23 protein-coding genes and 1 other RNA gene are annotated in these 22,925 nt (G+C 74.7%); 12 read left to right on the forward strand and 12 right to left on the reverse strand.

The features are described from left to right. Positions 1-126: 126 nt before the first annotated feature. Genes ACFXAM_RS27560 through ACFXAM_RS27570 form a run of 3 tightly spaced genes read left to right on the forward strand, consistent with a single transcriptional unit; the run spans position 127 to position 2,889 of the window. Entirely contained in the window at positions 127-963 is an 837-nt protein-coding gene (locus ACFXAM_RS27560) for a Nif3-like dinuclear metal center hexameric protein (protein WP_380295137.1), read from the forward strand. A gap of 23 nt (positions 964-986) precedes the next feature. Continuing rightward, positions 987-1,730 (forward strand): zinc ribbon domain-containing protein, encoded by a 744-nt coding sequence (locus ACFXAM_RS27565; RefSeq protein WP_380295139.1) that lies wholly within the window; start codon positions 987-989, stop codon positions 1,728-1,730. A gap of 10 nt (positions 1,731-1,740) precedes the next feature. Continuing rightward, on the forward strand, positions 1,741-2,889 hold the full coding sequence (locus ACFXAM_RS27570) for a bifunctional RNase H/acid phosphatase (RefSeq protein ID WP_380295141.1): 1,149 nt from the start codon (positions 1,741-1,743) through the stop codon (positions 2,887-2,889). A gap of 48 nt (positions 2,890-2,937) precedes the next feature. Here ACFXAM_RS27570 and yaaA read toward each other — a convergent pair whose 3' ends face one another. After that, complete coding sequence (gene yaaA, locus ACFXAM_RS27575; RefSeq protein ID WP_380295179.1) at positions 2,938-3,723, reverse strand: peroxide stress protein YaaA; 786 nt, start codon at positions 3,721-3,723, stop codon at positions 2,938-2,940. A 210-nt stretch (positions 3,724-3,933) separates the two neighbouring features. Between yaaA and ACFXAM_RS27580 the strand changes: the two genes are divergently transcribed. Both ACFXAM_RS27580 and rnpB read left to right on the forward strand, forming a co-directional pair. Then, complete coding sequence (locus ACFXAM_RS27580; RefSeq protein ID WP_380295143.1) at positions 3,934-5,433, forward strand: MFS transporter; 1,500 nt, start codon at positions 3,934-3,936, stop codon at positions 5,431-5,433. A 13-nt stretch (positions 5,434-5,446) separates the two neighbouring features. Continuing rightward, positions 5,447-5,845: RNase P RNA component class A (gene rnpB / locus ACFXAM_RS27585), an RNA gene on the forward strand. A 65-nt stretch (positions 5,846-5,910) separates the two neighbouring features. Here rnpB and ACFXAM_RS27590 read toward each other — a convergent pair. Beyond that, positions 5,911-6,168 (reverse strand): Prokaryotic metallothionein, encoded by a 258-nt coding sequence (locus tag ACFXAM_RS27590; protein WP_380295144.1) that lies wholly within the window; start codon positions 6,166-6,168, stop codon positions 5,911-5,913. A gap of 106 nt (positions 6,169-6,274) precedes the next feature. After that, positions 6,275-6,691: an ACT domain-containing protein gene (locus ACFXAM_RS27595; RefSeq protein ID WP_380295146.1), complete on the reverse strand. Its 417-nt coding sequence runs from the start codon at positions 6,689-6,691 to the stop codon at positions 6,275-6,277. Positions 6,692-6,871: 180 nt separating this feature from the next. Between ACFXAM_RS27595 and ACFXAM_RS27600 the strand changes: the two genes are divergently transcribed. After that, positions 6,872-7,528 carry a PadR family transcriptional regulator gene (locus ACFXAM_RS27600; RefSeq protein WP_380295148.1) on the forward strand — a complete coding sequence of 219 codons (657 nt, stop codon included), beginning with the start codon at positions 6,872-6,874 and terminating at the stop codon, positions 7,526-7,528. A 33-nt stretch (positions 7,529-7,561) separates the two neighbouring features. Here the strand turns inward: ACFXAM_RS27600 and ACFXAM_RS27605 are convergent, their stop codons facing one another. Both ACFXAM_RS27605 and ACFXAM_RS27610 read right to left on the reverse strand, forming a co-directional pair. Further along, complete coding sequence (locus tag ACFXAM_RS27605; RefSeq protein WP_380295150.1) at positions 7,562-7,759, reverse strand: hypothetical protein; 198 nt, start codon at positions 7,757-7,759, stop codon at positions 7,562-7,564. Positions 7,760-7,788: 29 nt separating this feature from the next. Then, a complete protein-coding gene (locus ACFXAM_RS27610; protein ID WP_380295152.1) occupies positions 7,789-8,019 on the reverse strand; it encodes a hypothetical protein in 231 nt (76 codons plus the stop codon). A gap of 406 nt (positions 8,020-8,425) precedes the next feature. On the opposite strand from ACFXAM_RS27610, the gene ACFXAM_RS27615 reads away from it, so the two are divergent. After that, entirely contained in the window at positions 8,426-9,127 is a 702-nt protein-coding gene (locus ACFXAM_RS27615; protein WP_380295154.1) for a bifunctional DNA primase/polymerase, read from the forward strand. A 66-nt stretch (positions 9,128-9,193) separates the two neighbouring features. Here ACFXAM_RS27615 and map read toward each other — a convergent pair whose 3' ends face one another. After that, positions 9,194-10,039, reverse strand: coding sequence for a type I methionyl aminopeptidase (gene map, locus ACFXAM_RS27620; RefSeq protein WP_380295156.1), 846 nt, complete (start codon positions 10,037-10,039; stop codon positions 9,194-9,196). A 157-nt stretch (positions 10,040-10,196) separates the two neighbouring features. Between map and ACFXAM_RS27625 the strand changes: the two genes are divergently transcribed. Then, on the forward strand, positions 10,197-10,430 hold the full coding sequence (locus ACFXAM_RS27625; protein ID WP_380295158.1) for a hypothetical protein: 234 nt from the start codon (positions 10,197-10,199) through the stop codon (positions 10,428-10,430). A gap of 16 nt (positions 10,431-10,446) precedes the next feature. On the opposite strand, the gene ACFXAM_RS27630 is transcribed toward ACFXAM_RS27625, so the two are convergent. Then, complete coding sequence (locus tag ACFXAM_RS27630) at positions 10,447-11,826, reverse strand: MFS transporter (protein WP_380295160.1); 1,380 nt, start codon at positions 11,824-11,826, stop codon at positions 10,447-10,449. A 108-nt stretch (positions 11,827-11,934) separates the two neighbouring features. Next, the gene (locus tag ACFXAM_RS27635; protein WP_380295162.1) at positions 11,935-12,531 is read right to left on the reverse strand and encodes a hypothetical protein; all 597 of its coding nucleotides are present in this window, start codon (positions 12,529-12,531) and stop codon (positions 11,935-11,937) included. 46 nt (positions 12,532-12,577) lie between these two features. On the opposite strand from ACFXAM_RS27635, the gene npdG reads away from it, so the two are divergent. Next, entirely contained in the window at positions 12,578-13,270 is a 693-nt protein-coding gene (gene npdG, locus ACFXAM_RS27640; RefSeq protein WP_380295164.1) for an NADPH-dependent F420 reductase, read from the forward strand. A gap of 109 nt (positions 13,271-13,379) precedes the next feature. Beyond that, entirely contained in the window at positions 13,380-13,565 is a 186-nt protein-coding gene (locus tag ACFXAM_RS27645; RefSeq protein ID WP_380295165.1) for a hypothetical protein, read from the forward strand. A gap of 8 nt (positions 13,566-13,573) precedes the next feature. On the opposite strand, the gene ACFXAM_RS27650 is transcribed toward ACFXAM_RS27645, so the two are convergent. After that, positions 13,574-14,389 carry a site-2 protease family protein gene (locus ACFXAM_RS27650; RefSeq protein ID WP_380295167.1) on the reverse strand — a complete coding sequence of 272 codons (816 nt, stop codon included), beginning with the start codon at positions 14,387-14,389 and terminating at the stop codon, positions 13,574-13,576. Positions 14,390-14,594: 205 nt separating this feature from the next. On the opposite strand from ACFXAM_RS27650, the gene ACFXAM_RS27655 reads away from it, so the two are divergent. Continuing rightward, positions 14,595-17,951, forward strand: coding sequence for a BTAD domain-containing putative transcriptional regulator (locus tag ACFXAM_RS27655; RefSeq protein WP_380295169.1), 3,357 nt, complete (start codon positions 14,595-14,597; stop codon positions 17,949-17,951). Between the two features lie 111 nt (positions 17,952-18,062). Here the strand turns inward: ACFXAM_RS27655 and ACFXAM_RS27660 are convergent, their stop codons facing one another. From ACFXAM_RS27660 to panB, 3 genes are all read right to left on the reverse strand, one after another. After that, positions 18,063-18,875 (reverse strand): ABC transporter permease, encoded by an 813-nt coding sequence (locus ACFXAM_RS27660; protein WP_380295171.1) that lies wholly within the window; start codon positions 18,873-18,875, stop codon positions 18,063-18,065. Then, a complete protein-coding gene (locus tag ACFXAM_RS27665; protein WP_380295173.1) occupies positions 18,872-19,900 on the reverse strand; it encodes an ATP-binding cassette domain-containing protein in 1,029 nt (342 codons plus the stop codon). The genes ACFXAM_RS27660 and ACFXAM_RS27665 overlap by 4 nt, the downstream gene beginning before the upstream one ends. 149 nt (positions 19,901-20,049) lie before the next feature. After that, a complete protein-coding gene (panB, locus tag ACFXAM_RS27670; RefSeq protein ID WP_380295175.1) occupies positions 20,050-20,922 on the reverse strand; it encodes a 3-methyl-2-oxobutanoate hydroxymethyltransferase in 873 nt (290 codons plus the stop codon). Positions 20,923-21,197: 275 nt separating this feature from the next. On the opposite strand from panB, the gene ACFXAM_RS27675 reads away from it, so the two are divergent. Then, entirely contained in the window at positions 21,198-22,832 is a 1,635-nt protein-coding gene (locus tag ACFXAM_RS27675) for an MFS transporter (RefSeq protein ID WP_380295177.1), read from the forward strand. Positions 22,833-22,925 lie beyond the last annotated feature (93 nt).

Genomic DNA, 22,925 nt, shown 5'->3' on the forward strand with positions numbered 1-22,925 from the left:
CGCACACCGCGCCGCAGGTTGACGCGCAGCCGTACGCCCCGGACCGCCGCGCCGGGGCGGGCGCCGGGGGTCCCGCGGGGCAACCGCGCGGACCGCCGTCCCCCGCGCGCACGGTAGTCTCGACAGGTGCCGAAACTGTCCGACGTCATCACCGCCCTCGAAGAGCTGTACCCGCCGCAGTGGGCGGAGTCCTGGGACGCCGTCGGCCTGGTCTGCGGGGACCCTCAGGCCGAGGTCCGTCGCGTGCTGTTCGCCGTCGACCCCGTGCAGGCGGTCGTCGACGAGGCCGTCGAGTGGGGGGCCGACCTGGTGGTCACCCATCACCCGCTGTACCTGCGCGGCACCACCAGCGTCGCCGCGACCACCTTCAAGGGCCGCGTCGTGCACACCCTGATTCGCCACGGGATCGCCCTGCACGTGGCGCACACCAACGCCGACCACGCCGACCCGGGCGTCTCGGACGCGCTCGCCCGGGCGGTCGGCGTGACCGTCACCGGCCCGCTCGTCCCGGACCCGACCGACCCGCTGGGCCGGCGCGGCACCGGGCGGGTCGGCCTGCTGGAGCCCCCGCTGACCCTCGCCGTGTTCGCCGCGAACGTCGCGAAGGGGCTGCCGGCCACCGCCGCCGGCGTGCGGGTCTCCGGTGACCCGAACCGCCTGGTCAGCCGGGTCGCGGTCTGCGGCGGCTCCGGCGACAGCCTGTTCGCCGAGGTGCGCGCGGCCGGTGTGGACGCCTACCTGACCGCCGACCTGCGCCACCACCCGGCCTCCGAGGCCGCCGAGGCGGCACCGGTCGCCCTGGTCGACGCCGCGCACTGGGCCACCGAGTGGCCGTGGCTGCCGCTGGCCGAGCGGGCGCTGCACGGCGCCGCCGAGAAGCACGGCTGGACCGTGGAGACCCGGGTCTCCCGCACGGTCACCGACCCGTGGACCGCGCACGCCCCCATGTCCTTCCCCGCCTGACCCGATTCACAGGAGCTCTCCGCTTGAACGCCGCGCCCGCCGACCAGATCCGCCTGCTCGACCTCCAGGCCATCGACTCCAAGCTCGACCAGCTGGCCCACCGGCGGCGCAGCCTGCCCGAGCATGCCGAGATCGACAAGGTCACCGCCGACCACACCGCCCTCAAGGACCTGGTGGTCGCCGCCCAGGCCCAGCACGGCGACACCACCCGCGAGCTCACCAAGGCCGAGCAGGACGTGGAGCAGGTCCGCAGCCGGGCCGCCCGCAACCAGCAGCGCCTGGACTCCGGTGCGATCACCTCGCCCAAGGACCTGGAGAACCTCCAGCACGAGATCGGCTCGCTGGCCAAGCGCCAGGGCGACCTGGAGGACGTCGTGCTGGAGATCATGGAGCGGCTGGAGTCCGCCCAGACCCGGGTCACCGAGCTGGGCGCGCGCCTGGAGCACTCCACCGTCGTGCTGACCGAGGCCGAGGCCCGCCGGGACGCCGCGTACGCCGAGATCGACGCCGAGGCCGAGAAGGTCCGGCGCGGCCGCGAGGCCGTCGCCGCCGTCATCCCGGCCGACCTCATGAAGCTCTACGGCAAGCTGCGCGAGACCCAGGGCGGCGTCGGCGCGGCCCGGCTGTACCAGCGTCGCTGCGAGGGCTGCCGCACCGAGTTCTCGATCACCGAGCTCAACTCCATCAAGGCCGAGCCGGCCGACAAGGTGGTCCGCTGCGAGAACTGCTCGCGGATCCTGGTCCGCACCGCCGACTCCGGCGTCTGAGCCGGTGGCGGTGCGCAGGCTCGTCGTCGAGGCGGACGGCGGCTCCCGGGGCAACCCGGGGCCGGCCGGCTACGGCGCGGTGGTCCGCGACGGCGACACCGGGCGGATCCTCGCCGAGGCGGCGGAGTTCATCGGCCACGCGACCAACAACGTGGCCGAGTACAAGGGGCTGATCGCCGGGCTGCGCGCGGCCCGGGAGATCGACCCGGACGCCGCGGTGGACGTCCGGATGGACTCCAAGCTGGTCGTCGAGCAGATGTCCGGCCGGTGGAAGATCAAGCACCCGGACATGCAGCCGCTCGCCGCCGAGGCCCGTGAGGTCTTCCCGCGCGGCCGGGTCCAGTACTCCTGGATCCCGCGCGAGAAGAACAAGGAGGCCGACCGGCTCGCCAACGAGGCGATGGACGCGGGCAAGGCCGGCCGCCCGTGGGAGCCCCGGCCCGCCGCCGCGTCCGGACCGGCCGCCGCGCCCCTCGCCGAGGAACCGCTGGAGACCGCCGCGCCCAAGGCGGGCTGGGCGGCCCCGGCGGACCTCGGCACCCCGACCACGCTCGTCCTGCTCCGGCACGGCGAGACGCACCTCACCCCGGAGAAGCGGTTCTCCGGCAGCGGCGGCACCGACCCGGAGCTCTCCGAGAAGGGCCGCTGGCAGGCCGAGCGGGCCGCCGAGGCGCTGGCCGCGCGCGGCTCGATCCAGGCCGTGGTGGCCTCGCCGATGCGGCGCACCCGGCAGACCGCGGAGACCGTCGCCGCCCGGCTGGGCCTCGACGTCCGCTACGAGGAGGGGCTGCGCGAGGTCGACTTCGGGGCCTGGGAGGGGCTGACCTTCGCCGAGGTGCGGGAGCGCCACCCGGAGGACCTCACCGCCTGGCTCGGCTCCACCAAGGTCCGGCCGACCGGGGGCGGCGAGAGCTTCGCCACCCTCACCCACCGGGTCGGGGTGGCCCGGGACAAGGTCCTCGCCCGCCACCCGGGGAAGACCGTGCTGGTGGTCTCGCACGTCAGCCCGATCAAGACGCTGGTCCGGCTGGCGCTCGGCGCCCCGCCGGACGCGCTGTACCGGATGGAGCTGTCCGCCGCCTCGCTCTGCGCCGTCCAGTACTACGCGGACGGCAACGCCTCGCTGCGGCTGCTCAACGACACCGGGCACCTGCGCTGACGGCCGCCGGGGCCGGCCGGAGCGGCCGGCCCCGGTGCTCCGCCGTGCTCAGTGCACGTCGGTGACCACCACGTCCAGCTGCCACGGCTTGCGCACGGTGCCCTCGGCCGCGACCTCCACCCGGTGGCCGAGGCCGGTCAGCGCGTCCAGCAGCTCGCCCGGCGTCTTCGGCTCGGCGCCCGCCACCAGCAGGTCGCGGACCAGCCGCCCCTTGGTGGCCTTGTTGAAGTGGCTGACGACGGTCCGCCGGCCGTCCCGCTCCTGGAGCACCCGTACGGTCGCCGTCCGGGAGACCACCTCGCCGGCCGGCTTCCAGGCCGCCGCGTAGGCGGAGGAGCGCAGGTCCAGCACCAGGCCGTCGGCCGCCTGCGGCAGCACGTCCGCCATCGCCCGCCGCCAGAACGCGCCGAGCGCCCCGGGGCCGGGGAGTTTCACCCCCATCGAGCAGCGGTAGGGCGGGATCCGGTCGCCGATCCGCACCGCGCCCCAGAGGCCGGAGAACACCAGCAGGCTGCGCTCGGCCCGGCCGTACGCGGCCTCGTCCAGCGTCGCCAGCCCGAGGTTGTCGAACAGCACCCCGGTGTACACCTGCCCGGCCGGGAGCGCCCCCGCCGTCGGCAGCCCGGCGTTGCGGGCCACCTCGCCGCGCAGGCCCGGGCTCAGCCCGAGCACCTCGGCGGCGGTGTCCTCGTCCCCGCGGCACAGCGTGACCAGCGCCTCCAGCACCTCCGCCCGCGCCGCCGTCAGCCCGGGCAGCGACAGCCCGCCGAGCGCCACCGGCGCGCCGTCCCCGGACGCGGCCTTCCCCTCCGAGGGCGGCAACAGCACCAGCACGACGGACTCCTCCACACTCCGGGCCACGGGACCACGCCACCCTACGCAACCCACCCCCACCTCGGAGAACGGCCGGCCGCCGGCGCCCGGCCGGCCCGTTCGCCCCGGTGCGGCGCGCGCTCCCCGGGCGCTGAAGCCGCCGGTGGGCGCGCCACCCGGACGGGTTGCTCCGCCACCGCCCGGCGACCGCCCGGGTGGGAGGATCGATCCGTGTCCGATGCGACCCCCCTGAGCCCGCCGTCCACCGATCCCGGGCGGCGCCGCCGGCAGCTCGTCCTGGCGATCTGCTGCCTGAGCCTGTTCATCGTCGGGCTCGACAACACCGTGGTGAACATCGCCCTCCCGCAGATCCAGCGGGACCTCGACGCCCCCGCCTCCGGCCTGCAGTGGATCATCGACGCCTACACGCTGGTGCTGGCCTCGCTGCTGATGCTGTTCGGCTCGCTGGCCGACCGCCTCGGGCGCCGCCGGGTGTTCCAGACCGGCCTGCTGGTGTTCGTGCTCGGCTCGCTGCTCTGCAGCCTGGCACCCGGTCTGGGCTGGCTGGTCGCGTTCCGGGCGGTGCAGGCGGTGGGCGGCTCGATGCTCAACCCGGTGGCGATGTCGATCATCACCAACACCTTCACCGAGCCGCGCGAGCGGGCCCGGGCGATCGGCGTCTGGGGCGGGGTGGTCGGCATCTCGATGGCGCTCGGGCCGCTGCTCGGCGGCTTCCTGGTGCACGCCGCGGGCTGGCCGGCGATCTTCCTGATCAACGTTCCGGTCGGCCTGCTGGCCTTCCTGCTGACCGCCCGTTACGTGCCCGAGTCGCGCGCGCCCCGGGCCCGCCGGCCGGACCCGGTGGGGCAGCTGCTGATGATGGTGCTGCTGGGCTGCGGCACCGGCGCGATCATCGAGGGCCCGGCGCACGGCTGGACGTCCCCGCTGATCCTCGGCCTGGCCGCGGCGGCGCTCGCCGCGCTGGTCGCCTTCCCGCTCTGGGAGCGACGGGTCGCCGAGCCGCTGGTCGACCCGAGGTTCTTCGGCAGCGCGCCGTTCACCGGCGCCACGGTGACGGCGGTCTGCGCCTTCGCCTCGCTGGGCGGATTCCTCTTCCTGAACACCCTCTACCTCCAGGACGTCCGCGGCTACAGCCCGATGGAGGCCGGTCTGTGGACGCTGCCGATGGCCGGGATGATGCTGGTCTGCGCGCCGCTCTCGGGCCGGATCGTCGGCGCCCGCGGGCCCCGGGTGCCGCTGGTGCTGGCCGGCCTCGGCCTGGTCGCCAGCGGGCTGCTGCTGACCCGGCTGGCCGCGGACTCCCCGCCGGGCCTGCTGCTGGCCGCGTACGGGCTGTTCGGCTTCGGCTTCGGCTTCGTGAACGCGCCGATCACCAACGCCGCCGTCTCCGGCATGCCGCGCGCCCAGGCGGGGGTGGCGGCGGCCGTGGCCTCCACCAGCCGGCAGGTCGGCCAGTCGCTCGGCGTCGCGGTGATCGGCACCGTGGTCACCTCCTCGGTGGTCGGCACGGTCGCCTCCGGCTTCGCCCCGGCGAGCCACGCGGGCTGGTACATCGTGGCGGCCCTGGGCGCCACGATCGGGATCCTCGGCCTGGTCACCACCTCCGCCTGGGGGACCGCCACCGCCACCCGGGTGGCCGCCCGCCTCGGCGGCGATCCGCCGCTGACCCGCCCCGGAGTACGGGACGCCCCGCCCGAGCGGCTACCATGACCACTACGGCGGAAGAGCCGGCCGGGCGGCCGCGACGGGTCCTCAGGACCCGCCGAGGAACGTCCGGGCTCCACAGAGCAGGGTGGTGGGTAACGCCCACCCGGGGTGACCCGCGGGACAGTGCCACAGAAAACAGACCGCCCGCCGCTTCGGCGACGGGTAAGGGTGAAACGGTGGTGTAAGAGACCACCAGCGACCGGGGTGACCCGGCCGGCTCGGTAAACCCCACCTGGAGCAAGGTCAAGATCGGCGCCCCAGGGCGCCGTGCGCGGATGCTTGAGGGCTGCTCGCCCGAGTCCGCGGGTGGACCGCACGAGGCTGTCGGCAACGGCAGCCCTAGATGGATGGCCGTCTCCCCGGGCCGCGTGAGCAACCCGGGTGACAGAACCCGGCGTACAGGCCGACTCTTCCGCCCCTTCCCCTTCGGCCGGGTGACACCACCCGGCCGGGGGGTTCCGTCGTTCCGGGGGCGCCGGATCAGCCCGGGTGGGCGCCGACGGCGTCGCGGACCTGGGAGCCCAGGCCGCCGTTGACCCGGGCGCAGTTGGCGCAGCAGAAGAACATGCCGGCCACCTCGACGCCGTGGCCGACGATCCGGACGTTGCAGTGCTCGCAGCGCGGGGCGAGCTTCTCCATCGCGCACTCGAAGCTGTCGAAGGTGTAGACGTCGCCGGTGACCGTCTTGATCTCGAAGGCGAGCCAGTAGTCGTTGCCGCAGGTGACGCAGATGGCCATGGCGGCGCACTTCCTTCCGGGCGGAGGGGAGGGGCCGGGCGGGGGTGCCCGGCCCCTCCAGTCTCCGAGCCGCCCGGCGGGGCGGCCACCCGGCGCGTCCGGCCGGTCAGACGGTGCGGGCGGTGCGCGCGGCGCCGGCCGAGAGGTCCTCCAGGGCGCGCAGGGCGCGCTCGGCGTCGTCGGCGGCGACGAACAGGTGGTCGTGGTGGTAGCCGGCCAGCACGTTGCAGCTGATCCCCTCCTCGGCCAGCCGGGTGGCGACGGCGGCGGTGAGGCCGACGGCCTCCAGCGCCGAGTGGATCCGCAGGGTGATCCAGGCGGCCACGTACGCGTAGGGCAGGCCGAGCGCGTCGGCCTCCTCCTGGGCGACCACCACCGTCACCCCCTCGGGTTCGGCCACGGTGGCCACCGGCCGCAGTCCGGCGGGCAGCCTGGTGGGCAGCGTGCAGTAGACGTACCGCCCCGGGTTGAGCTGGGGGCGCAGGTCGCGCAGCAGTGTCGCGAGGTCTCGTTCTCCGGCCATGCCCCGCACCGTAGCGTCCGGGCGCCGCGACGCGCCGCAGGCCGGACCGGAATCCGTTGACGGCCGACAGTCACCGATATATCGTCGAGTTATCGGGACAGTGATACGACTGTTCGTTCCGATCGTCTGTTCATCGTCGACGGGGCCGCCCCGGAGCGGCCCGAACGGGAGGTGGGTGCGATGCGCCCAGGACGATTCCGTGGCGAGTCGGGCCCCGGCGGGTGCCGCCCGGGGCCGGAGTTCGCCGGGATGCCCGGCGAGTACCACGAGGGCCGGGGGGCGTTCGGTCCCTTCGGCCCGCCGCCGTTCGGCGGGCCGGGCGGACGGCAGGGTCCGCCGTGGGGCCGGGGCGGCTTCGGCGGCCCGCCGTGGGTCCGCGGTGGCCGGCGCGGCGGGCGGGCCCGGCGCGGGGACGTGCGCGCCTCGCTGCTGGCGCTGCTCAAGGAACGGCCGATGCACGGCTACGAGATGATCGCCGAGATCGCCGAGCGGTCCGGCGGGGCGTGGCGGCCGAGCCCCGGTTCGGTCTACCCGACCCTCCAGCTGCTGGAGGAGGAGGGCCTGGTCACGGCGGAGGAGACCGGCGGCAAGCGGCTGGTCTCGCTCACCGGGGCCGGCCGGGCCGAGGCCGAGGCCGGGCCGGACGAGCCGTGGGCGGAGGCCGGCCAGGAGATCGACTGGGCCGCGGTCCAGGAGGTCGGCCAGGCGCTCGGCGCCGTGGACCACGCCGTCCGGCAGGTCATGACGACGGGCAACGAGGCGCAGCGGGCCAAGGGCCTGGAGGTGCTCAACGAGGCCCGCAAGAAGCTCTACCTGATCCTCGCCGAGGACGCCTGACCGGGTGGACGGCGGCGGACGGCGGTGCGCCGCTCAGGAGCGGACGGCGAACAGCCCCACGCACACGAGCAGCAGCACCGACCAGCCGAACCAGAGCCAGCCGTCGGGGCCGAGCACCGCGCTGTAGAGGCTGACCACCACCAGCAGGACGGCCGTGACCGCGGCCACCTGCCGGTTGTGGTGCGCCACCGCCTCGGCGCGCGTCCTGGGGTGCCGTACGGTTCTCGCCATCGCCGTCCTCCCGCGAGGGGAGGCGGCCGTCACCCGGAAGCGCGGGCGGTGGCCGCCTCGTCGTACTCGTAACGCCAGAACCAGCGGGCGCCCCGCTGCTGCTTGGCCCGGACGTACACCAGTGTGCGCGCCGGGGTGTCCCCGTGCGAAGGGACCGGCACGGTGTACTTCTTGGGCACGCCGTACATCGGCCCCAGCGGGACGGGGAGGATCCGGCCGTCCAGGGGGCCGCCGACGAATTCGGTGTCCGCGCTCTTCACCCCACCAGGGTCTCACCCCGCGGGGGCGGGGCGGAGGCGGTGTGGGGGCCGGGTGGCGGGAGTGTGACCGGAGAGGCACCGCCCCCGGTCATCCGGAGGGCCCGCGCACCCTTATCCTTCCTGTTACGCCCTCGGGGTCCACCCGGGTCAGCGGGCCCGTACGGGCCGGGCGAGGCGCACCTCACCGTGCCCCGCCGGGCCGCCGAGCCGCAGCCGTCGTGCCGCAGTGACTCCGTACCGTGACCCCGGCGTCGGCCGTCCGGCTACCCCGGCTCCGGCCGGCAGGGCGCGGGAATGCAGGGCCGAGCACCACCCGGGGAAGCGGCGGGGGGCGCCGTGCGTTGCGTCGGAGTGGTACGTCGAACGCTGTGTCACACCAGGCACGGCAATGCGCGGAAGGGGCCCGATGGAATCCGGCGGCAGGTGGACGGCCTGGTGGCAGAAGCGTGACCGTGAGAGGGGCCGCCCGGCGGCCGCCGACAGCCCCGCAGCCAGACTGGACCAACTGCTCGGCGCGGTCCGCGCCGGGTTCCCGCTCGCCCCCGCGGCCCATCCGGCGGGCTACCGCTGTTCCTGTGACCGGGTCGCCTGTCCGGCTCCCGCCCAGCACCCGGTCTCCTTCGCCTGGCAGACCCAGGCGACCACCGATCCCGAGCAGCTCGCCCGCTGGCTCTCCCGCGACCCGCAGGCCAACTTCATCACCGCCACCGGCCGCGTCCACGACGTGCTGGACGTACCGGCCGAGGCCGGACGCCTCGCCCTGGAGCGGCTGGCCGCCCTCGGCGTCGAGGGTCCGGTGGCCGCCGTCGGCGAGGACCGCTACCTGTTCTTCACCGCCACCAGGGGCACCCCGGTGGACGAGGACGAGTGGTGGCCGAGCGCCCTGGACTCCACGCCGGACACCATGTCCGAGCACCCCGGCCTGCGCTGGCACTGCCGCGGCTCGTACACCCTGCTGCCGCCGGCCGCGCTGCCGGACGGCTCCGAGGTGCGCTGGCTGCGCGGCCCCGAGCTGCCGCTGCCGGACCCGCTGCGCGTCCTGGACGTGCTGACCGACGCCTGCACCGAGGTGGGCGCCGTCGCCGAGGAGCAGTGGCTCATCGGCTGACCTGCGCCCTCGACCGCACGCCCGCCTCCGGCGCGCCCCTCGGCCCGGGGCGCGCCGGAGCGGTCGTCACGGCAGGGTGAGGATCTCCGCGCCGTCCGCCGTGACGACCAGGGTGTGCTCGAACTGGGCGGTGCGCCTGCGGTCCTTGGTGACGACGGTCCAGCCGTCCGGCCAGATCTCGTAGTCGTGGGTGCCGAGGGTGAGCATCGGCTCGATGGTGAACGTCATGCCCGGCTTGATCACCTCGGTGGCCCGCTCGCTGTCGTAGTGCGGGATGATCAGGCCGGAGTGGAACGACGTGTTGATGCCGTGCCCGGTGAAGTCCCGCACCACGCCGTAGCCGAAGCGCTTGGCGTAGGACTCGATGACGCGCCCGATCACGTTGATCCGGCGGCCGGGCTTGACCGCCTTGATCGCCCGGTCGAGCGACTCCCGGGTCCGCTCGACCAGCAGCCGGGACTCCTCGTCCACGTCGCCGACCGGGTAGGTGGCGTTGAGGTCGCCGTGCACCCCGTGGATGTAGGCGGTGGCGTCGATGTTGACGATGTCACCGTCCTGGAGGACGGTCGAGTCCGGGATGCCGTGGCAGATGACCTCGTTGATCGAGGTGCAGACCGACTTGGGGAAGCCCCGGTAGCCGAGGTCGGACGGGTAGGCGCCGTGGTCGCACATGTACGCGTGGGCGACCGCGTCCAGCGCGTCCGTGGTGACGCCGGGCGCGATCAGCGCGGCCGCCTCGGCCATCGCCCGGGCGGCGATCCCGCCGGCGATCCGCATCTTCTCGATCGTCTCGGCGGTCTGCACCTCGGGCCCGGTGTACGCCGCCGGGGCGGGCTTCCCGACGTACTCGGGGCGCGCGATGTGCGCCGGGACCTTGCGAGTGGGGGACTGGATGCCGGGTACGAGAGCCATGGCGGCGAGTCTAGTTGGCGGGCCCCGCAGGCCGTGGCCGGGCGCCGCGGCCGGGCACCGGGTGTGCGGACGGTGCCCGGGCGGGGAATGATCGGGACGACGCGACGCCGCACCGGGAACGCGAGCCACGACCCACTGACACGGAGGTGACCACACCATGCCCCTGGGATTCCGCCGCAGCAAGCCGACCGGCCGGCCCGGCGAGTGGTTCTACTGCATCAAGCACGGCAAGGTCGAGGAGGGGCCGGAGTGCCCGGCCAAGGACCGCCTCGGCCCGTACGCCACCCGGGAGGAGGCGGCGCACGCGCTGGAGACCGCCGAGCTGCGCAACCGGGAGTGGACCAACGACCCGCGCTGGAGCGACAGGCCCGCGGACCCGCCCGGGGAGTGACGGGCCGGGCGCCGGCTCAGGACGCGTCCGCCGGCGCCTGCTCCGCGGGCCCCCGCTCCGCCGCCTCCCGCTCCGCCGCCTCCCGCCGGGCGGCCGCCCGCTCGTGCTCGGCGCGGACGGCGGCCGCGTTCGGGTCGGTGCGGTCGTCGTACGAGAGCAGCCGGGGCAACGCGGTGGCCAGCGCCAGCACGCCCACCACGCAGGCGGCGCCGCCGATCCACACCGAGGCCCGCACGCCCACCAGCCCGGCCATGCCGCCCGCCCGGACCTGGCCGAGCTGCGGCCCCACGGAGTAGCTGAGCAGTTCCACCCCGGCCATCCGCCCGCGCAGTTCGTCCGGGATCGACTGGTTCCACAGCGTGGAGCGGGCGATGCCGCTGACCTCGTCGGCGCCCCCGGCCGCGACCAGGCAGAGCAGCACCCACCAGACCGAGCCGGACAGGCCCGCCACCGCGATCGCCGCGCCCCAGCCGAGCGCGGCGGCCAGCAGCAGCCGGCCGTGCCGGTGGACCCGGGAGGTCCAGCCGCTGGTGACCGAGACGAGCAGGGCGCCGACCGCCGAGGCGGCGTACATCGGGCCGAGCGCCCAGTCGGCGTGCAGATCGGCGGCCAGGAACGGGAAGATCGCCACCGGGAAGGCGAACAGCATCGCGCAGAGGTCGATCGCGTAGGTGCCCAGCAGGTCCTTGCGGCTCCACGCGTAGCGGATCCCGGTGAGCACCGCCCGCACCGAGGGCTTCTCGGCGTCGGTCGGCGGCGGGACGGCGCGGATCCGGGCGAGCAGCAGCAACGAGGCACCGAAGGTGACGACGTCCAGCGCGTACGCGGTCTGCACCCCGGCGAAGGTCACCACGACGCCCGCCAGTGCCGGTCCCGCCACCGAACCGACGTTGCGGTAGAGGGAGTTGAGTGCGAAGGCGGCGGCCAGCTGGTCGTGCCGGACGACCCGCGGGGTCAGCGCGTCCAGCGACGGGCGCTGCAGGCCGTCGGCGGCGGCGACCAGCGCGGCCACCAGGTAGACCGGCCACAGCACCGGCGTCGGCAGCAGCGCGTTGACCAGCAGCAGCACGCTGAGCAGGCCGAGCCCGGCCTCCGCGAACAGCACCAGCCGGCGGCGGTCCAGGGCGTCGGCGAGGGCGCCGCCCCAGAGGCCGAAGACGATCAGCGGGACCAGCTCGAAGGCGCCGACCAGGCCGACCGCGAAGGAGGAGCCGGTGAGCTCCTTGATCTGCAGCGGCACGGCGACGTAGGTGAGGAAGCTGCCGAAGCTGGTGACGCAGCCGGAGAGCCAGAGCAGGCGGAAGTCCCGGGAGGAGCGCCAGGGGGAGAGGTCGGGGGCGACCGAGCGCAGCAGGGACCTCGCCCGGCCGGTCGGGGGCGCGGCGGCGTCGTTCACGAGCGACCATCCTGCGGGGCGCCCGGCCGGGCCGCAATCGATTTACCGGCCCGCCGCGCCCCCGGCCGTACCCCCGCCGCGCCCCCGCCCCGGCCCCTGCCACGCGCCCTACCAGCGGCTGACCGTCGGCCCCGCCGCGAGCCGCCCGGCCAGCGTCGCCAGCCGGTCCAGCGCCGCCCGCCGCGCGGGCCGCTGCCCGGCGGCGGCGCTGACCAGGTGCTGCGCCAGGTCGAACGGCTCCTCCTCACCCGTGCCGACGGTGAGCCGCCGGTGCGCCAGCCCGGCCAGGTCGGCGGACCCGGCGCCGTCCACCGCCAGCACCGTCGCGCCGTGCCGCCGGGCGTCGTGCACCCGCTCCAGCAGCGTCCCGCCGGCCGCCGCCGGGGCGACCACCAGCACCGTCGCCCCGCGCCCGGCCCCGGTCAGCCGGCCCAGGCCGTGCGCCAGGTGCGCCGGCGCCCGCTCCGGGACCCGGTGCCGCAGCAGCGTCGGGGCCAGCCGGGGGACGGCCGACCAGGCGGCCTCGTCCTCCAGATGGGCGGCCAGGTGCCAGGGCTCGTAGGCCTCGGTGCCGACCAGCAGCAGTTCGCCCGCGCCGCGCCGGGAGACCGACCGCCGCAGCTCACCGGCGAAACCGCCGACGGCCTCCAGCCAGCCGGTGCCCTCCAACCGCTCCCGAAGTGCCGAAACTCTCACCGCGTCCATGGGCCACAGGATGACGCGGAGGCCCGGCGGTTGGCAGGATCGGGCCATGACTTCCCTCGATTCAGCGACAAACCCGGCCCACGAGCTGCCGGACGTCTCGCAGCTCGTGGTCGGTGTCCTCGGCGGCACCGGCGACCAGGGGCGGGGGCTGGCCCTGCGGCTGGCCAAGGCCGGCCAGCAGGTGATCATCGGCTCGCGCGACGCGGCCCGCGCGCAGGCCTCGGCGGACGCGATCGGCCACGGCGTGCGCGGCGCCGACAACGCCGCCACCGCCCGGGAGAGCGACATCGTGATCGTCGCGGTGCCGTGGGACGGCCACGCCGCCACGCTCACCGCGCTCCGCGAGGAGCTGGCCGGGAAGATCGTGGTGGACTGCGTCAACCCGCTCGGCTTCGACAAGCAGGGCGCCTTCGCGCTCGTCCCGCAGGAGGGCAGCGCCGCCCAGCAGGCCGCCGCCCTGCTGCCGGACTCCCGGGTGACGGCCGCCTTCCACCACCTGTCGGCGGTGCTGCTCCAGGACGAGTCGATCGAGCGGATCGACACCGACGTGATGGTGCTCGGCGAGGAGCGGGAGGCCACCGACATCGTGCAGGCGCTGGCCGGGCGGATCCCCGGCATGCGCGGCATCTTCGCGGGCCGGCTGCGCAACGCCCACCAGGTGGAGTCGCTGGTGGCGAACCTCATCTCGGTCAACCGCCGCTACAAGGCCCACGCGGGCCTGCGGATCACCGACGTCTGATCACCGACGTCCGATCACCGGCTCGCCGACCTCACCCCTGGACCCGGTCCGCAGGTGAGGTCGGCGAGAATGGGGACCGTCCGTCCACCGGCCCCAGGAGTCTGCCGCCATGCCCCGCACGTCCGTCCTCGCCTCGATCGTCGCCGTTCTCGCGCTGGCCGCCGCCGTGGTCTCGCTGGTGCAGGGCTGGTGGCTCGGCCTGATCTGGCTCCCGATGGCGGGCATCGCCAGCAACGTGCTCTGGATGAACGTGCGCCGCGAGAAGCTGGCCCGGGCGGCCGCCGAGCAGTCCTGACCCGCGGGTCAGTCCTTCCAGAACGTGAACAGCTCGTGGCCCACCTGCGGGTAGGCGCGGTCGACGCCCAGCAGGTCCATCACGCCGTACACGGCCTCGAAGAACCAGTGGTTCACCTCGGGCTGCCAGAGCAGCGCGAAGACCGCCAGCATGCCGTACGGCGCGAACGGCTCGATCGCCCGCCGGGTCCGGTACGACAGCCACGGCTCGATGATCCCGTAGCCGTCCAGGCCGGGCACCGGCAGCAGGTTCAGCAGGGTCGCGCTCAGCTGCAGCATGCCGAGGAAGCCCAGCGCCAGCGCGAACGGCGAGACGTTCAGCTCGAAGCCGTTCCAGACCGCGTGCACCGCGGGGTCGTCGAGCCAGCCGGCGCCGACCGGGACCAGCAGCAGCACGGCGGCGAGCAGGTTCACCAGCGGTCCGGCGGCCGAAATGAGGCTGTGCTTGAGCCGGCCCCGGACCCGGTGCCGCTCGATCCACACCGCGCCGCCGGGCAGGCCGATGCCGCCGAGCAGCACGAAGACGATCGGCAGCACGAAGCTGAGCAGCACGTTGGCGTACTTGAAGGGGTTGAGGGTCAGGTAGCCCTTCGCGCCCACGCTGATGTCGCCGCCGTGCAGCGCGGTCCGCGCGTGCGCGTACTCGTGCAGGCAGAGCGAGACCATCCAGCCGGCCACCACGAACAGGAAGATCCCGAAACGGGCGTTGCCGTACCCCTGGTGGACGGCGATGCCGGCGGTGACGAGGATCGCGAGCAGCGCCCAGAACACCGGACTGATCCGGCGGTCCTCGCTGCGGGAGCGCTGCGTGGCGGCGAAGGTCATGGTGTGGGTGCTCCGGTGGTCGGGGTCGCGTGGGGAAGGGGCAGAGGCCGATCATGCCGGGCGCGCCCGCGCCGGACAAGCCGCCCCGGATGAACGTACGGAGCCCGGTACCGGTTCCGGGGGGCTCCGGGAGTCAGGGTCGGGTCAGGGTGGCGGACCGGACAAATGTGCGTGGCCGGCCGCGCCGATCCACCAGAATGGTGCGGTGCACTACGGCATCCTCGGCACCACCACCGCCCACCACGACGACGGCACCCCGGTTCCGCTCGGCGGCGCCCGGCTGCGCGCCCTGCTCGCCGCGCTGGCGCTGCGGCACGGGCGCCCGGTGCCGGCCGACCTGCTCGTCGACGAGGTGTGGGACGCCGATCCGCCGCAGGACTCCTCGGCGGCGTTGCAGACCCTGGTCGGCCGGCTGCGCCGCACCATCGGCCGCGACCGGGTGGGCTCCGGCCCGGCCGGGTACTGGCTGACCGACCCGGTGACCGACCTCGGCGAGTTCCAGCGGCTGGCCGGCGAGGGCCGCCGGGCGCTGGAGCGCGGCGACCACGCCGAGGCCGCCGAGCGGCTGCGGGCCGCACTCGCGCTGTGGCGCGGCCCGGTGCTCGCGGACCTGCCGGACCGCGGCGGCCCGGCCACCCGGCTGGAGGCGCAGCGCGAGGAGGTCCGCCGGCACCGGATCACCGCCGACCTCGGCCTCGGCCGGGCCGCCGAGCTGGTGGCCGAGCTCGCCGAGCTGTGCGAGCGGCAGCCGCTGGACGAGCCGCTGCAGTACCTCATGGTGCGGGCGCTGCACGAGAGCGGCCGGACGGCGGAGGCGCTGCAGCACTACGAGCGCACCCGGCGCGCGCTGGCCGAGGAACTCGGCGTCGACCCGGGGCGCCAGCTCCGGACCCTCCACGCCGAGCTGCTGGCCCCCGCCGGACCGCCCACCGGGGCCCCGCCCGCGACAGCGGCGCCCGCGGCCCCGGTACCCCCCGCCCCGGCGCCGGCCCGCCCCGCGGGCAATCTGCGCGGCCGCCTCACCAGCTTCGTCGGCCGCGAGCACGACCTCGCCGCCCTGCGCTCGGTGCTGGCCACCAGTCGGCTGGTCACCCTGACCGGCCCCGGCGGCTCCGGCAAGACCCGTCTCTCGGTCGAGGCCGGCCGCCTGGAGCAGGCCGCCGGGCACTGGCCGGACGGCGTCTGGCTGGCCGAGCTGGCCCCGTTGGAGCGCCCGGACGCGGTGCCCGGCGCGGTGGTCTCCGCGCTCGGCCTGCGCGAGACCGTCCTGCACACCGGCGCCAGCATGGTCGCCGAGGTGATCGAGGCCCGCAGCGACGACCCGGTGCGCCGGCTGGTCGAGTACTGCGGGCGTCGCCGGATGCTGCTCGTCCTGGACAACTGCGAGCACCTCATCCAGTCCGCCGCCGACCTCGCCGAGAGCCTGCTCACCGAGTGCCCCGGCCTGACCGTGCTGGCCACCAGCCGCGAGCCGCTGGGCGTGCCGGGGGAGACCGTGCTGCCGGTGGAGCCGCTGCCCGACCCGGTGGCGCTGCGGCTGCTGGCCGAGCGGGCCGCCGCCGCCCGGCCCGGCTTCGACCCGCAGAGCGACCCGGAGGCGTGCGCCGAGATCTGCCGGCGGCTGGACGGCCTGCCGCTCGCCATCGAGCTGGCCGCCGCCCGGCTGCGGGTGATGACCGCCCGGCAGATCGCCGACCGGCTGGACGGCCGGTTCGCCCTGCTCACCGCCGGCAGCCGCACCCTGCTGCCGCGTCAGCAGACGCTGCGCGCGGTGGTCGACTGGAGCTGGGACCTGCTCGGCAAGCAGGAGCGCGCGGTGCTGCGCCGGCTGGCGGTGTTCGCCGGCGGCTGGACGCTGGAGGCGGCCGAGGCGGTCTGCTCGGACGGCGCCGAGGTGCCCGGCGAGGAGGTCGCCGACCTGCTGCTCTCGCTGGTCGACAAGTCCCTGCTGGTCGCCGACCTGACCGGGGACGGCCCGCCGCGCTACCGGATGCTGGAGACCATCCACGAGTACGCGGTCGAGCGGCTGGCCGAGGCGCGGGAGACCGGGGAGACCGAGGCCCGGCACGTCGCGTACTTCCGCGAACTGGTCCGCACCGCCGACCTCAACGTCCACGGCCCGGCGCAGCTGCACTGGCTGGCGGTGCTGGAGCGGGAGCACGACAACATTCGGACCGCGCTGCGCCGCGCCGTCGACCGCCGGGACGAGGGCGAGGCGCTGGTCCTGGTGCTGGGCATGAGCTGGTACTGGTCGCTGCGCGGCTTCAGCCAGGAGTCCCGCCGCTGGTACGAGGCGGTGCTGACGATCGGCCCGGACCCGTTCGGCCCGGACACCCGCCCGGTGCCGCTGGACCGGCCGGTGCTGGAGTACCCGCTGCCGATGCCGCCGGAGGTGGCCGACGAGGCCCGCCGGGCGGTCGTCATCTGCCGGCTGATCAGCCTGTTCGAGGGCAACCTGGACGTGCTGGCGGACCCGGACGCGGTCGCCCTGGCCCGGAACGTCACCGAGGCCTACACCCCGGACCTGCCGCAGGCCTACCGCTTCCCCGGGCTGATGCGGGTCTTCGGCGCCTTCCTGGTCGGGCAGCTGGACACCATGCAGGAGCTGCTGGACGACGCGGTGGAGGGCTGCCGGCGGCACGGCAGCTCCACCGACCTGGCGTTCATCCTGCAGATCCGGGCCAAGATGATGAACGACTGGCCGGACGGCGCGGCGCAGAGCACCCTGGACGGCGAGGAGTCGCTGGAGCTGTACCGCCGGTCCGGCGACCTGTGGGGGATGTCCCAGGCGCTGTCCGCGCGCGGCGAGTCGCTGGCCAACCAGGGGCGGGCGGCGGAGGCCGTCGAGGCGTACCGGCGGGCGATCGAGCTGGCCGAGGAGCTGGGCGCGCCGCAGGAGGTGCCGATGCTGCGGGTGCACCTGGGCTCGGCGATGCTGGACCAGGACAGGGACGCGGGGGAGCGGGTGATCCGCGAGGCGCTGGCCGGGATCACGCCGGGCGACAAGCAGTCGACCAACGGCGCGCTGCTCTTCGGGCGCCTGATGCTCTGCGGCATCCAGGCCCTGCGCGGCGACCACGAGGCGGCGCTGGCGGAGCTGGACGCGCTGAACTGGACGCGGGTCGGCGCGTTCGCCCCGGACGTGGTCGGCGGGATGCTGACCGTCACCCGGGGCTGGATCACCGCCCGTGGCGGCGATCCGGACCGGGGGCTCGAACTCGTCCAGGAGGGACGGGTGCTGCTGCGCTCGGTGTCGGCGGCCGCGAGCGGGTTCGTCGAGCAGCTGTCGGTGATGATGCTGCCGCCGGTGATCGGGGTGCTGGAGGTCTTCGCCCGGCGCGACGGGGACCTCGACAAGGCCCGCAGGGCCGCGGTGCTGTTCGGCGCGCACGCCGGGATGAACGGGCCGCGGGGCGGTTTCCTCGACCGGGTGGAGCGCGAGCGGGCCGAGGAGAGCCTGCGGGACCTGCTGGGTGACGCGGTGTTCGAGGCGGCGGCCGCCGAGGGGCGCGCGCTGTCCGTGCTGGAGGCCACCGCGCTGCTCAACCGGGTGGTCGGCTGACGGCCGCCCCGCCGGCGCACGCCCCGCCGACGGCCGCCCCGCGTCCCGGGACGCGCCGGACCCCGGGGTGCTCCCCTCGCGCACCCCGGGGTCCGGTCGTCCGCCCACCGCTCAGGTCCGCTTGCGGAACCGGGCGACGGCGAGCGGCGCGAAGACCGCGGTGATGGCGGCCGACCAGGCCAGCACGACGAAGGTCGGGTGCGCCACCGCGCCGTGGCCGTTCATCAGCGCCCGGCAGGCGTCGGCCAGTCCGGACAGCGGGTTCACCTTGGTGAAGGCCTGCAGCCAGCCCGGCATGGTGTCGGTCGGGGCGAAGATCGAGCTGCCGAACTGCATCGGCATCAGCACCAGCATGGCGACTCCCTGGACGGCCTGGGCGCTGCGCAGGGCCATGCCCAGCAGCATCGAGATCCACACGATCGACATGCCGAACACCAGCGAGAGGCCGACCGCCGCCAGCGTCCTCAGCGGGCCGCCGTTCAGCTCGAAGCCGAGGATCAGCGCGAACACGATCAGGATGGTGAAGGACAGCAGGGCGCGGCAGGTCTCCGCCGCGATCTTGGACAGCAGGACCGAGGAGCGGCCGATCGGCAGGGTGCGGAAGCGGTCCATCACGCCGGTCTGGAAGTCGCTGTTGAGGCCGGTGCCGACGGCCATCGCCAGGGTGAGCCCGGTCTGCCCGAGCAGGCCGGGGATCATGTACTGCTTGTAGGCGTCCTGGCCGCCGGAGATGGCGCCGCCGAAGACGTAGACGAACAGCACCGTGAAGATGACCGGCATCAGGACGGCGTCGAACATCGACTCCGGGTCGGCCTTGATCCGCATCAGGTTGCGGCGGGTCAGCGCGCCGACGTGCCGCAGGTGGCCGGCCAGGCCGATCCCGGTGTCCTCGGCCCGGGCGGGGGCGAGCGTGGCGGTGGTCATGCGACGGGCTCCTTGGCGAGGCTGGGGACGGTGTCCGCGGGGGCCGGACGGTCCGCGGGCTTGCCGGTGATGGCGAGGAAGACCTCGTCGAGGCTGGGCAGCTTGGTGTCGATGCCGGCGACCGCGAAGCCGCGGGTGCCGAGCACGCCGATGACGGCGGTCAGCTGCTCGTCGGCGGTGATCGGCACCGACAGCACGCCGGTGTCGGCGGAGAAGGTGGCGGTGATGCCGGTGTCCTGGAGGCAGCGGGCCATCTCGGGCAGCTCGGCCGGGCGCACCGGGCGCACCTGCAGGGTCCGGCCGCCCACCTGGGCCTTGAGCTCGGAGACGCCGCCGGCGGCGATCACCCGGCCGCGGTCGATGACGGTCAGCTCGCCGGCGAGCTGCTCGGCCTCCTCCATGTACTGCGTGGTGAGCAGCACGGTGGAGCCCTCGGCGACCATCCGCTGGACCTCGTCCCAGACCTCGTTGCGGGTGCGCGGGTCGAGGCCGGTGGTGGGTTCGTCCAGGTAGAGCACCCGGGGCCGGCCGATCATCGAGGCGGCCAGGTCGAGGCGGCGGCGCATGCCGCCGGAGTAGGTCTTGGCGGGCCGCTTGGCGGCCTCGGTGAGCGAGAACCGCTCCAGCAGTTCGGTGGCGCGGGCCTTGGCGTCGCGGCGGGAGAGGTCGAGCAGCCGGCCGATGAGATAGAGGTTCTCGTAGCCGGAGAGCAGTTCGTCGACGGAGGCGTACTGGCCGGTGAGGCCGATGGTGCGGCGCAGCTGCTTGGGCTGGCGCAGCACGTCGTAGCCGCCGACGAAGGCGGTGCCGGCGTCGGGCTTGATCAGCGTGGACAGGACGCGGACCAGGGTGGTCTTGCCGGCCCCGTTGGGGCCGAGCACACCGAGGACGGTCCCCTCGCGGACGGTGAGGTCGACCCCGTCGAGGGCCTTGGTCTCGCCGAAGTGCTTGACGATGCCGTGGACCTCCACGGCGTTCCCCGCGGCGGGCCCCCGGTCGTTCGGGGCGGTGGCGATGCGTGTCATGCCCCAAGGCTGTCCGCCCCGGCTGTCACCCCGCTGTCAGCGGGCCGGCCGGTGCGGCGGCGGGCCCGCGGGGCACTGTCGGCCCGCTGTCAGCCCGCTGTCACCGGGGCCCGGCCACGGCCGCGGCCGGGCCCCGGTGACGGTGCGCGTCAGTGGAAGGTGTGTTCCGGCGCCGGGAAGGCGCCGCCGCGCACGTCCTCGGCGAACGCGCGGGCGGCGCCGCCGAGGACGGCCCGCAGGTCGGCGTACTGCTTGACGAACTTGGGCACCCGGCCCGCGGTCATCCCGGCGAAGTCGGTCCAGACCAGCACCTGGGCGTCGCAGTCCGCACCGGCACCGATGCCGACGGTGGGAACGGCGAGCTGCTCGGTGACCTCCCGGGCCAGCTCGGCGGGCACCGCCTCCAGCACCACCGCGAAGGCGCCGGCCTGCTGCACCGCCTTGGCGTCGCGCAGCAGCTGGTGGGCGGCCTCGTCGCCGCGGCCCTGGACGGGGTAGCCGCCGAAGGCGTGCACGGACTGCGGGGTGAGGCCGATGTGGGCCATCACCGGGACGCCGGCCTCGACCAGCAGCTCGATCGAGCGGGCGCTGCGCTCCCCGCCCTCCAGCTTGACCGCGCCGACCCCGGCCTCCTTCATCAGCCTGGCCGCGTTGCGCATGGCCTGGGCCGGGGACTCCTGGTACGAGCCGAACGGCAGGTCGGCGACGATCATGGCCCGCTCGGTGCCGCGGACGACGGCGGCGGCGAGCATCACCATCTGATCCATGGTCACCGGCACGGTGGTCTCGTAGCCGAGGTGGCAGTTGCCGGCGGAGTCGCCGACCAGCAGGACGGGGGTGCCGGCCTCGTCGAAGACGCCGGCGGTGAGGGCGTCGTAGGCGGTCAGCATCGACCACTTCTCGCCGCGCTGCTTGGCGGCGGCGAGGTCGCGGACGGTGACGCGGCGGTTGGTGACCCCACCGTAGAGGGTGGCGGTCGTCGTCGCCCGGTTCTGGGCAGGCGAGGGCGAAGAAGCGTTCATCGAACAGGCTCCTGAAGGGTTGTCGTCTCGTGGCGCCGTGCGGCGTCCCCGGATCACCTCCATGCTTGCACGGCCCGGCGCGGGCGCAAAAGGGGCGGGGGTCACTCCGCTTGCGGCGGCCCGCCGCCGGGGCGCCGGTGAGTCTTTGCCACGGTTTTACGATACGGATTCGTCTCGTATCGAAAAGCTCGCTACGCTGGCCGAGGGGGGTTTACGAGACGATCGCGGATCGAAATGCCCGCCAGTGCCACGCCGTACCACGACGGGAAGAATCCATGACCACCGCAGCCGCGCCACCCCGTGTGCCGGAAGCCATCCACCGCCGCCGCTGGGCGATCCTGTGCACCCTGGTGCTCGCCCTGCTCGTCGTCGTCCTCGACAACTCGATCCTCAACGTCGCGATGAAGACCATCGCGTCCCCGGCGCCCACCGGCATCGGCGCCAGCCAGAGCGACCTGGAATGGTCGATCAACTCCTACACCCTGGTCTTCGCCGGACTGCTGTTCACCTCCGGCCTGCTCGGTGACCGCTTCGGCCGGAAGCGGGCGCTGCTGGCCGGCATGGCCGTCTTCGGCGTCGCCTCGCTGCTCTCCGCGCTCGCCAGTACGCCGGGCGAGCTGATCGGCTACCGCGCGCTGATGGGCGTCGGCGGCGCGCTGGCCATGCCGGCCACGCTCGCCATCATCATGAACGTCTTCGAGCGCTCCGAGCAGCCCAAGGCGATCGGCATCTGGGCCGGCGCCGTCGGCCTGGCCATCGCGATCGGCCCGATCACCGGCGGCCTGCTGATCGAGCACTTCTGGTGGGGTTCGGTCTTCCTGATCAACGTGCCGATCGTGGTCGTGGCGTTGATCGCCATGACGGTGCTGGTCCCCGAGTCCAAGGACCCGAACCCGGGCCGGATGGACCCGGTCGGCGTGCTGCTGTCCATCGTCGGCCTGGTGGCGCTGATCTACGGCATCATCAAGGGCGGCGAGCTGGCCGACTTCACCGCCGTCGAGGCCTGGGGCCCGGTGCTGGTGGGCCTGCTGGCGCTGGCCGCCTTCGTGCTCCACGAGCGCCGCGCCGCGCACCCCGCGCTGGACGTCAACTGGTTCCGCAACAAGGTGTTCAGCGCCTCGGTGGTGGTGGTCGGCGTGGTCTTCTTCGCGCTGATGGGCGTCTCGTTCTTCGGCGTCTTCTACACCCAGAGCGTGCGCGGCTACAGCGCGCTGGAGGCCGGCGTGCTGATGCTGCCGCTGGCCGCCGCCCAGCTGGTCTTCGCCCCGCGCGCCCGGCTGGTGGTCGACCGCTTCGGCGTCCGCGCCACCTGCGCCGTCGGCATGCTGTTCATCGCGGTCGGCTTCCTCGGCTACCTGCTGCTGGGCGCCACCACCCCGATCTGGGTGCTGGTCGTGCTCGGGCTGCTGATGGGCGTCGGCATGGCGCACGTCATGCCGCCGATCACCGTCGCGATCATGGGCTCGCTGCCCCGCGAGAAGGCGGGCGCCGGCTCGGCGGTCAACAACACCTTCCGCCAGGTCGGCGGCTCGCTCGGGGTCGCCGTGCTCGGCGCGGTGCTCTCCACCGTCTACCGCGACGGGATCTCCGACCGGCTCGCCCAGCTGCCCAGCGCCGAACTGCGGGAGAAGGCCGGCGAGTCGCTGGAGGCCACCCTGGCGGTCGCCGCCCGGCTCGGCGACCGGGGCACGGAGCTGATCGGCCCGGCCAACGACTCCTTCATCCACGCCATGCACGTGGTGGCCGCGCTCTCCGCCGGGATCACCCTGGTCGGCGCGCTGCTGGCCTGGTTCCTGCTGCCCGGCAAGGCCCCGGCGGGTGCCGCGGGGGCTCCCGGCGGGCCGTCCGGCGCGAAGGAGGCGGGCGCACCGGACGCGGCGCTCCGCAGCGCGGCGGCCGCGGACGCCTGAGCCGGGGTCTTCTACCGAGCAGACGATGACGACGCCGTCAACAGGGTAGGGCTCGCTGGGCGGCTCGGCAAGAAGCACTGGGCGGGAGGGCGG

Source organism: Kitasatospora sp. NPDC059462, assembly GCF_042749955.1.
In the GTDB taxonomy this organism is placed as follows: domain Bacteria; phylum Actinomycetota; class Actinomycetes; order Streptomycetales; family Streptomycetaceae; genus Kitasatospora.

What these genes read in the sequence shown, in the direction of transcription:
- ACFXAM_RS27590 (WP_380295144.1), bottom strand. Translation starts at nt 6,168, where the DNA reads ATGGCCATCTGCGTCACCTGCGGCAACGACTACTGGCTCGCCTTCGAG.
- ACFXAM_RS27595 (WP_380295146.1), bottom strand. Translation starts at nt 6,691, where the DNA reads ATGGCCGGAGAACGAGACCTCGCGACACTGCTGCGCGACCTGCGCCCC.
- ACFXAM_RS27600 (WP_380295148.1), top strand. Translation starts at nt 6,872, where the DNA reads ATGCGCCCAGGACGATTCCGTGGCGAGTCGGGCCCCGGCGGGTGCCGC.
- ACFXAM_RS27605 (WP_380295150.1), bottom strand. Translation starts at nt 7,759, where the DNA reads ATGGCGAGAACCGTACGGCACCCCAGGACGCGCGCCGAGGCGGTGGCG.
- ACFXAM_RS27615 (WP_380295154.1), top strand. Translation starts at nt 8,426, where the DNA reads ATGGAATCCGGCGGCAGGTGGACGGCCTGGTGGCAGAAGCGTGACCGT.
- map (WP_380295156.1), bottom strand. Translation starts at nt 10,039, where the DNA reads ATGGCTCTCGTACCCGGCATCCAGTCCCCCACTCGCAAGGTCCCGGCG.
- ACFXAM_RS27625 (WP_380295158.1), top strand. Translation starts at nt 10,197, where the DNA reads ATGCCCCTGGGATTCCGCCGCAGCAAGCCGACCGGCCGGCCCGGCGAG.
- ACFXAM_RS27635 (WP_380295162.1), bottom strand. Translation starts at nt 12,531, where the DNA reads ATGGACGCGGTGAGAGTTTCGGCACTTCGGGAGCGGTTGGAGGGCACC.
- npdG (WP_380295164.1), top strand. Translation starts at nt 12,578, where the DNA reads ATGACTTCCCTCGATTCAGCGACAAACCCGGCCCACGAGCTGCCGGAC.
- ACFXAM_RS27645 (WP_380295165.1), top strand. Translation starts at nt 13,380, where the DNA reads ATGCCCCGCACGTCCGTCCTCGCCTCGATCGTCGCCGTTCTCGCGCTG.
- ACFXAM_RS27650 (WP_380295167.1), bottom strand. Translation starts at nt 14,389, where the DNA reads ATGACCTTCGCCGCCACGCAGCGCTCCCGCAGCGAGGACCGCCGGATC.
- ACFXAM_RS27660 (WP_380295171.1), bottom strand. Translation starts at nt 18,875, where the DNA reads ATGACCACCGCCACGCTCGCCCCCGCCCGGGCCGAGGACACCGGGATC.
- ACFXAM_RS27665 (WP_380295173.1), bottom strand. Translation starts at nt 19,900, where the DNA reads ATGACACGCATCGCCACCGCCCCGAACGACCGGGGGCCCGCCGCGGGG.
- panB (WP_380295175.1), bottom strand. Translation starts at nt 20,922, where the DNA reads ATGAACGCTTCTTCGCCCTCGCCTGCCCAGAACCGGGCGACGACGACC.
- ACFXAM_RS27675 (WP_380295177.1), top strand. Translation starts at nt 21,198, where the DNA reads ATGACCACCGCAGCCGCGCCACCCCGTGTGCCGGAAGCCATCCACCGC.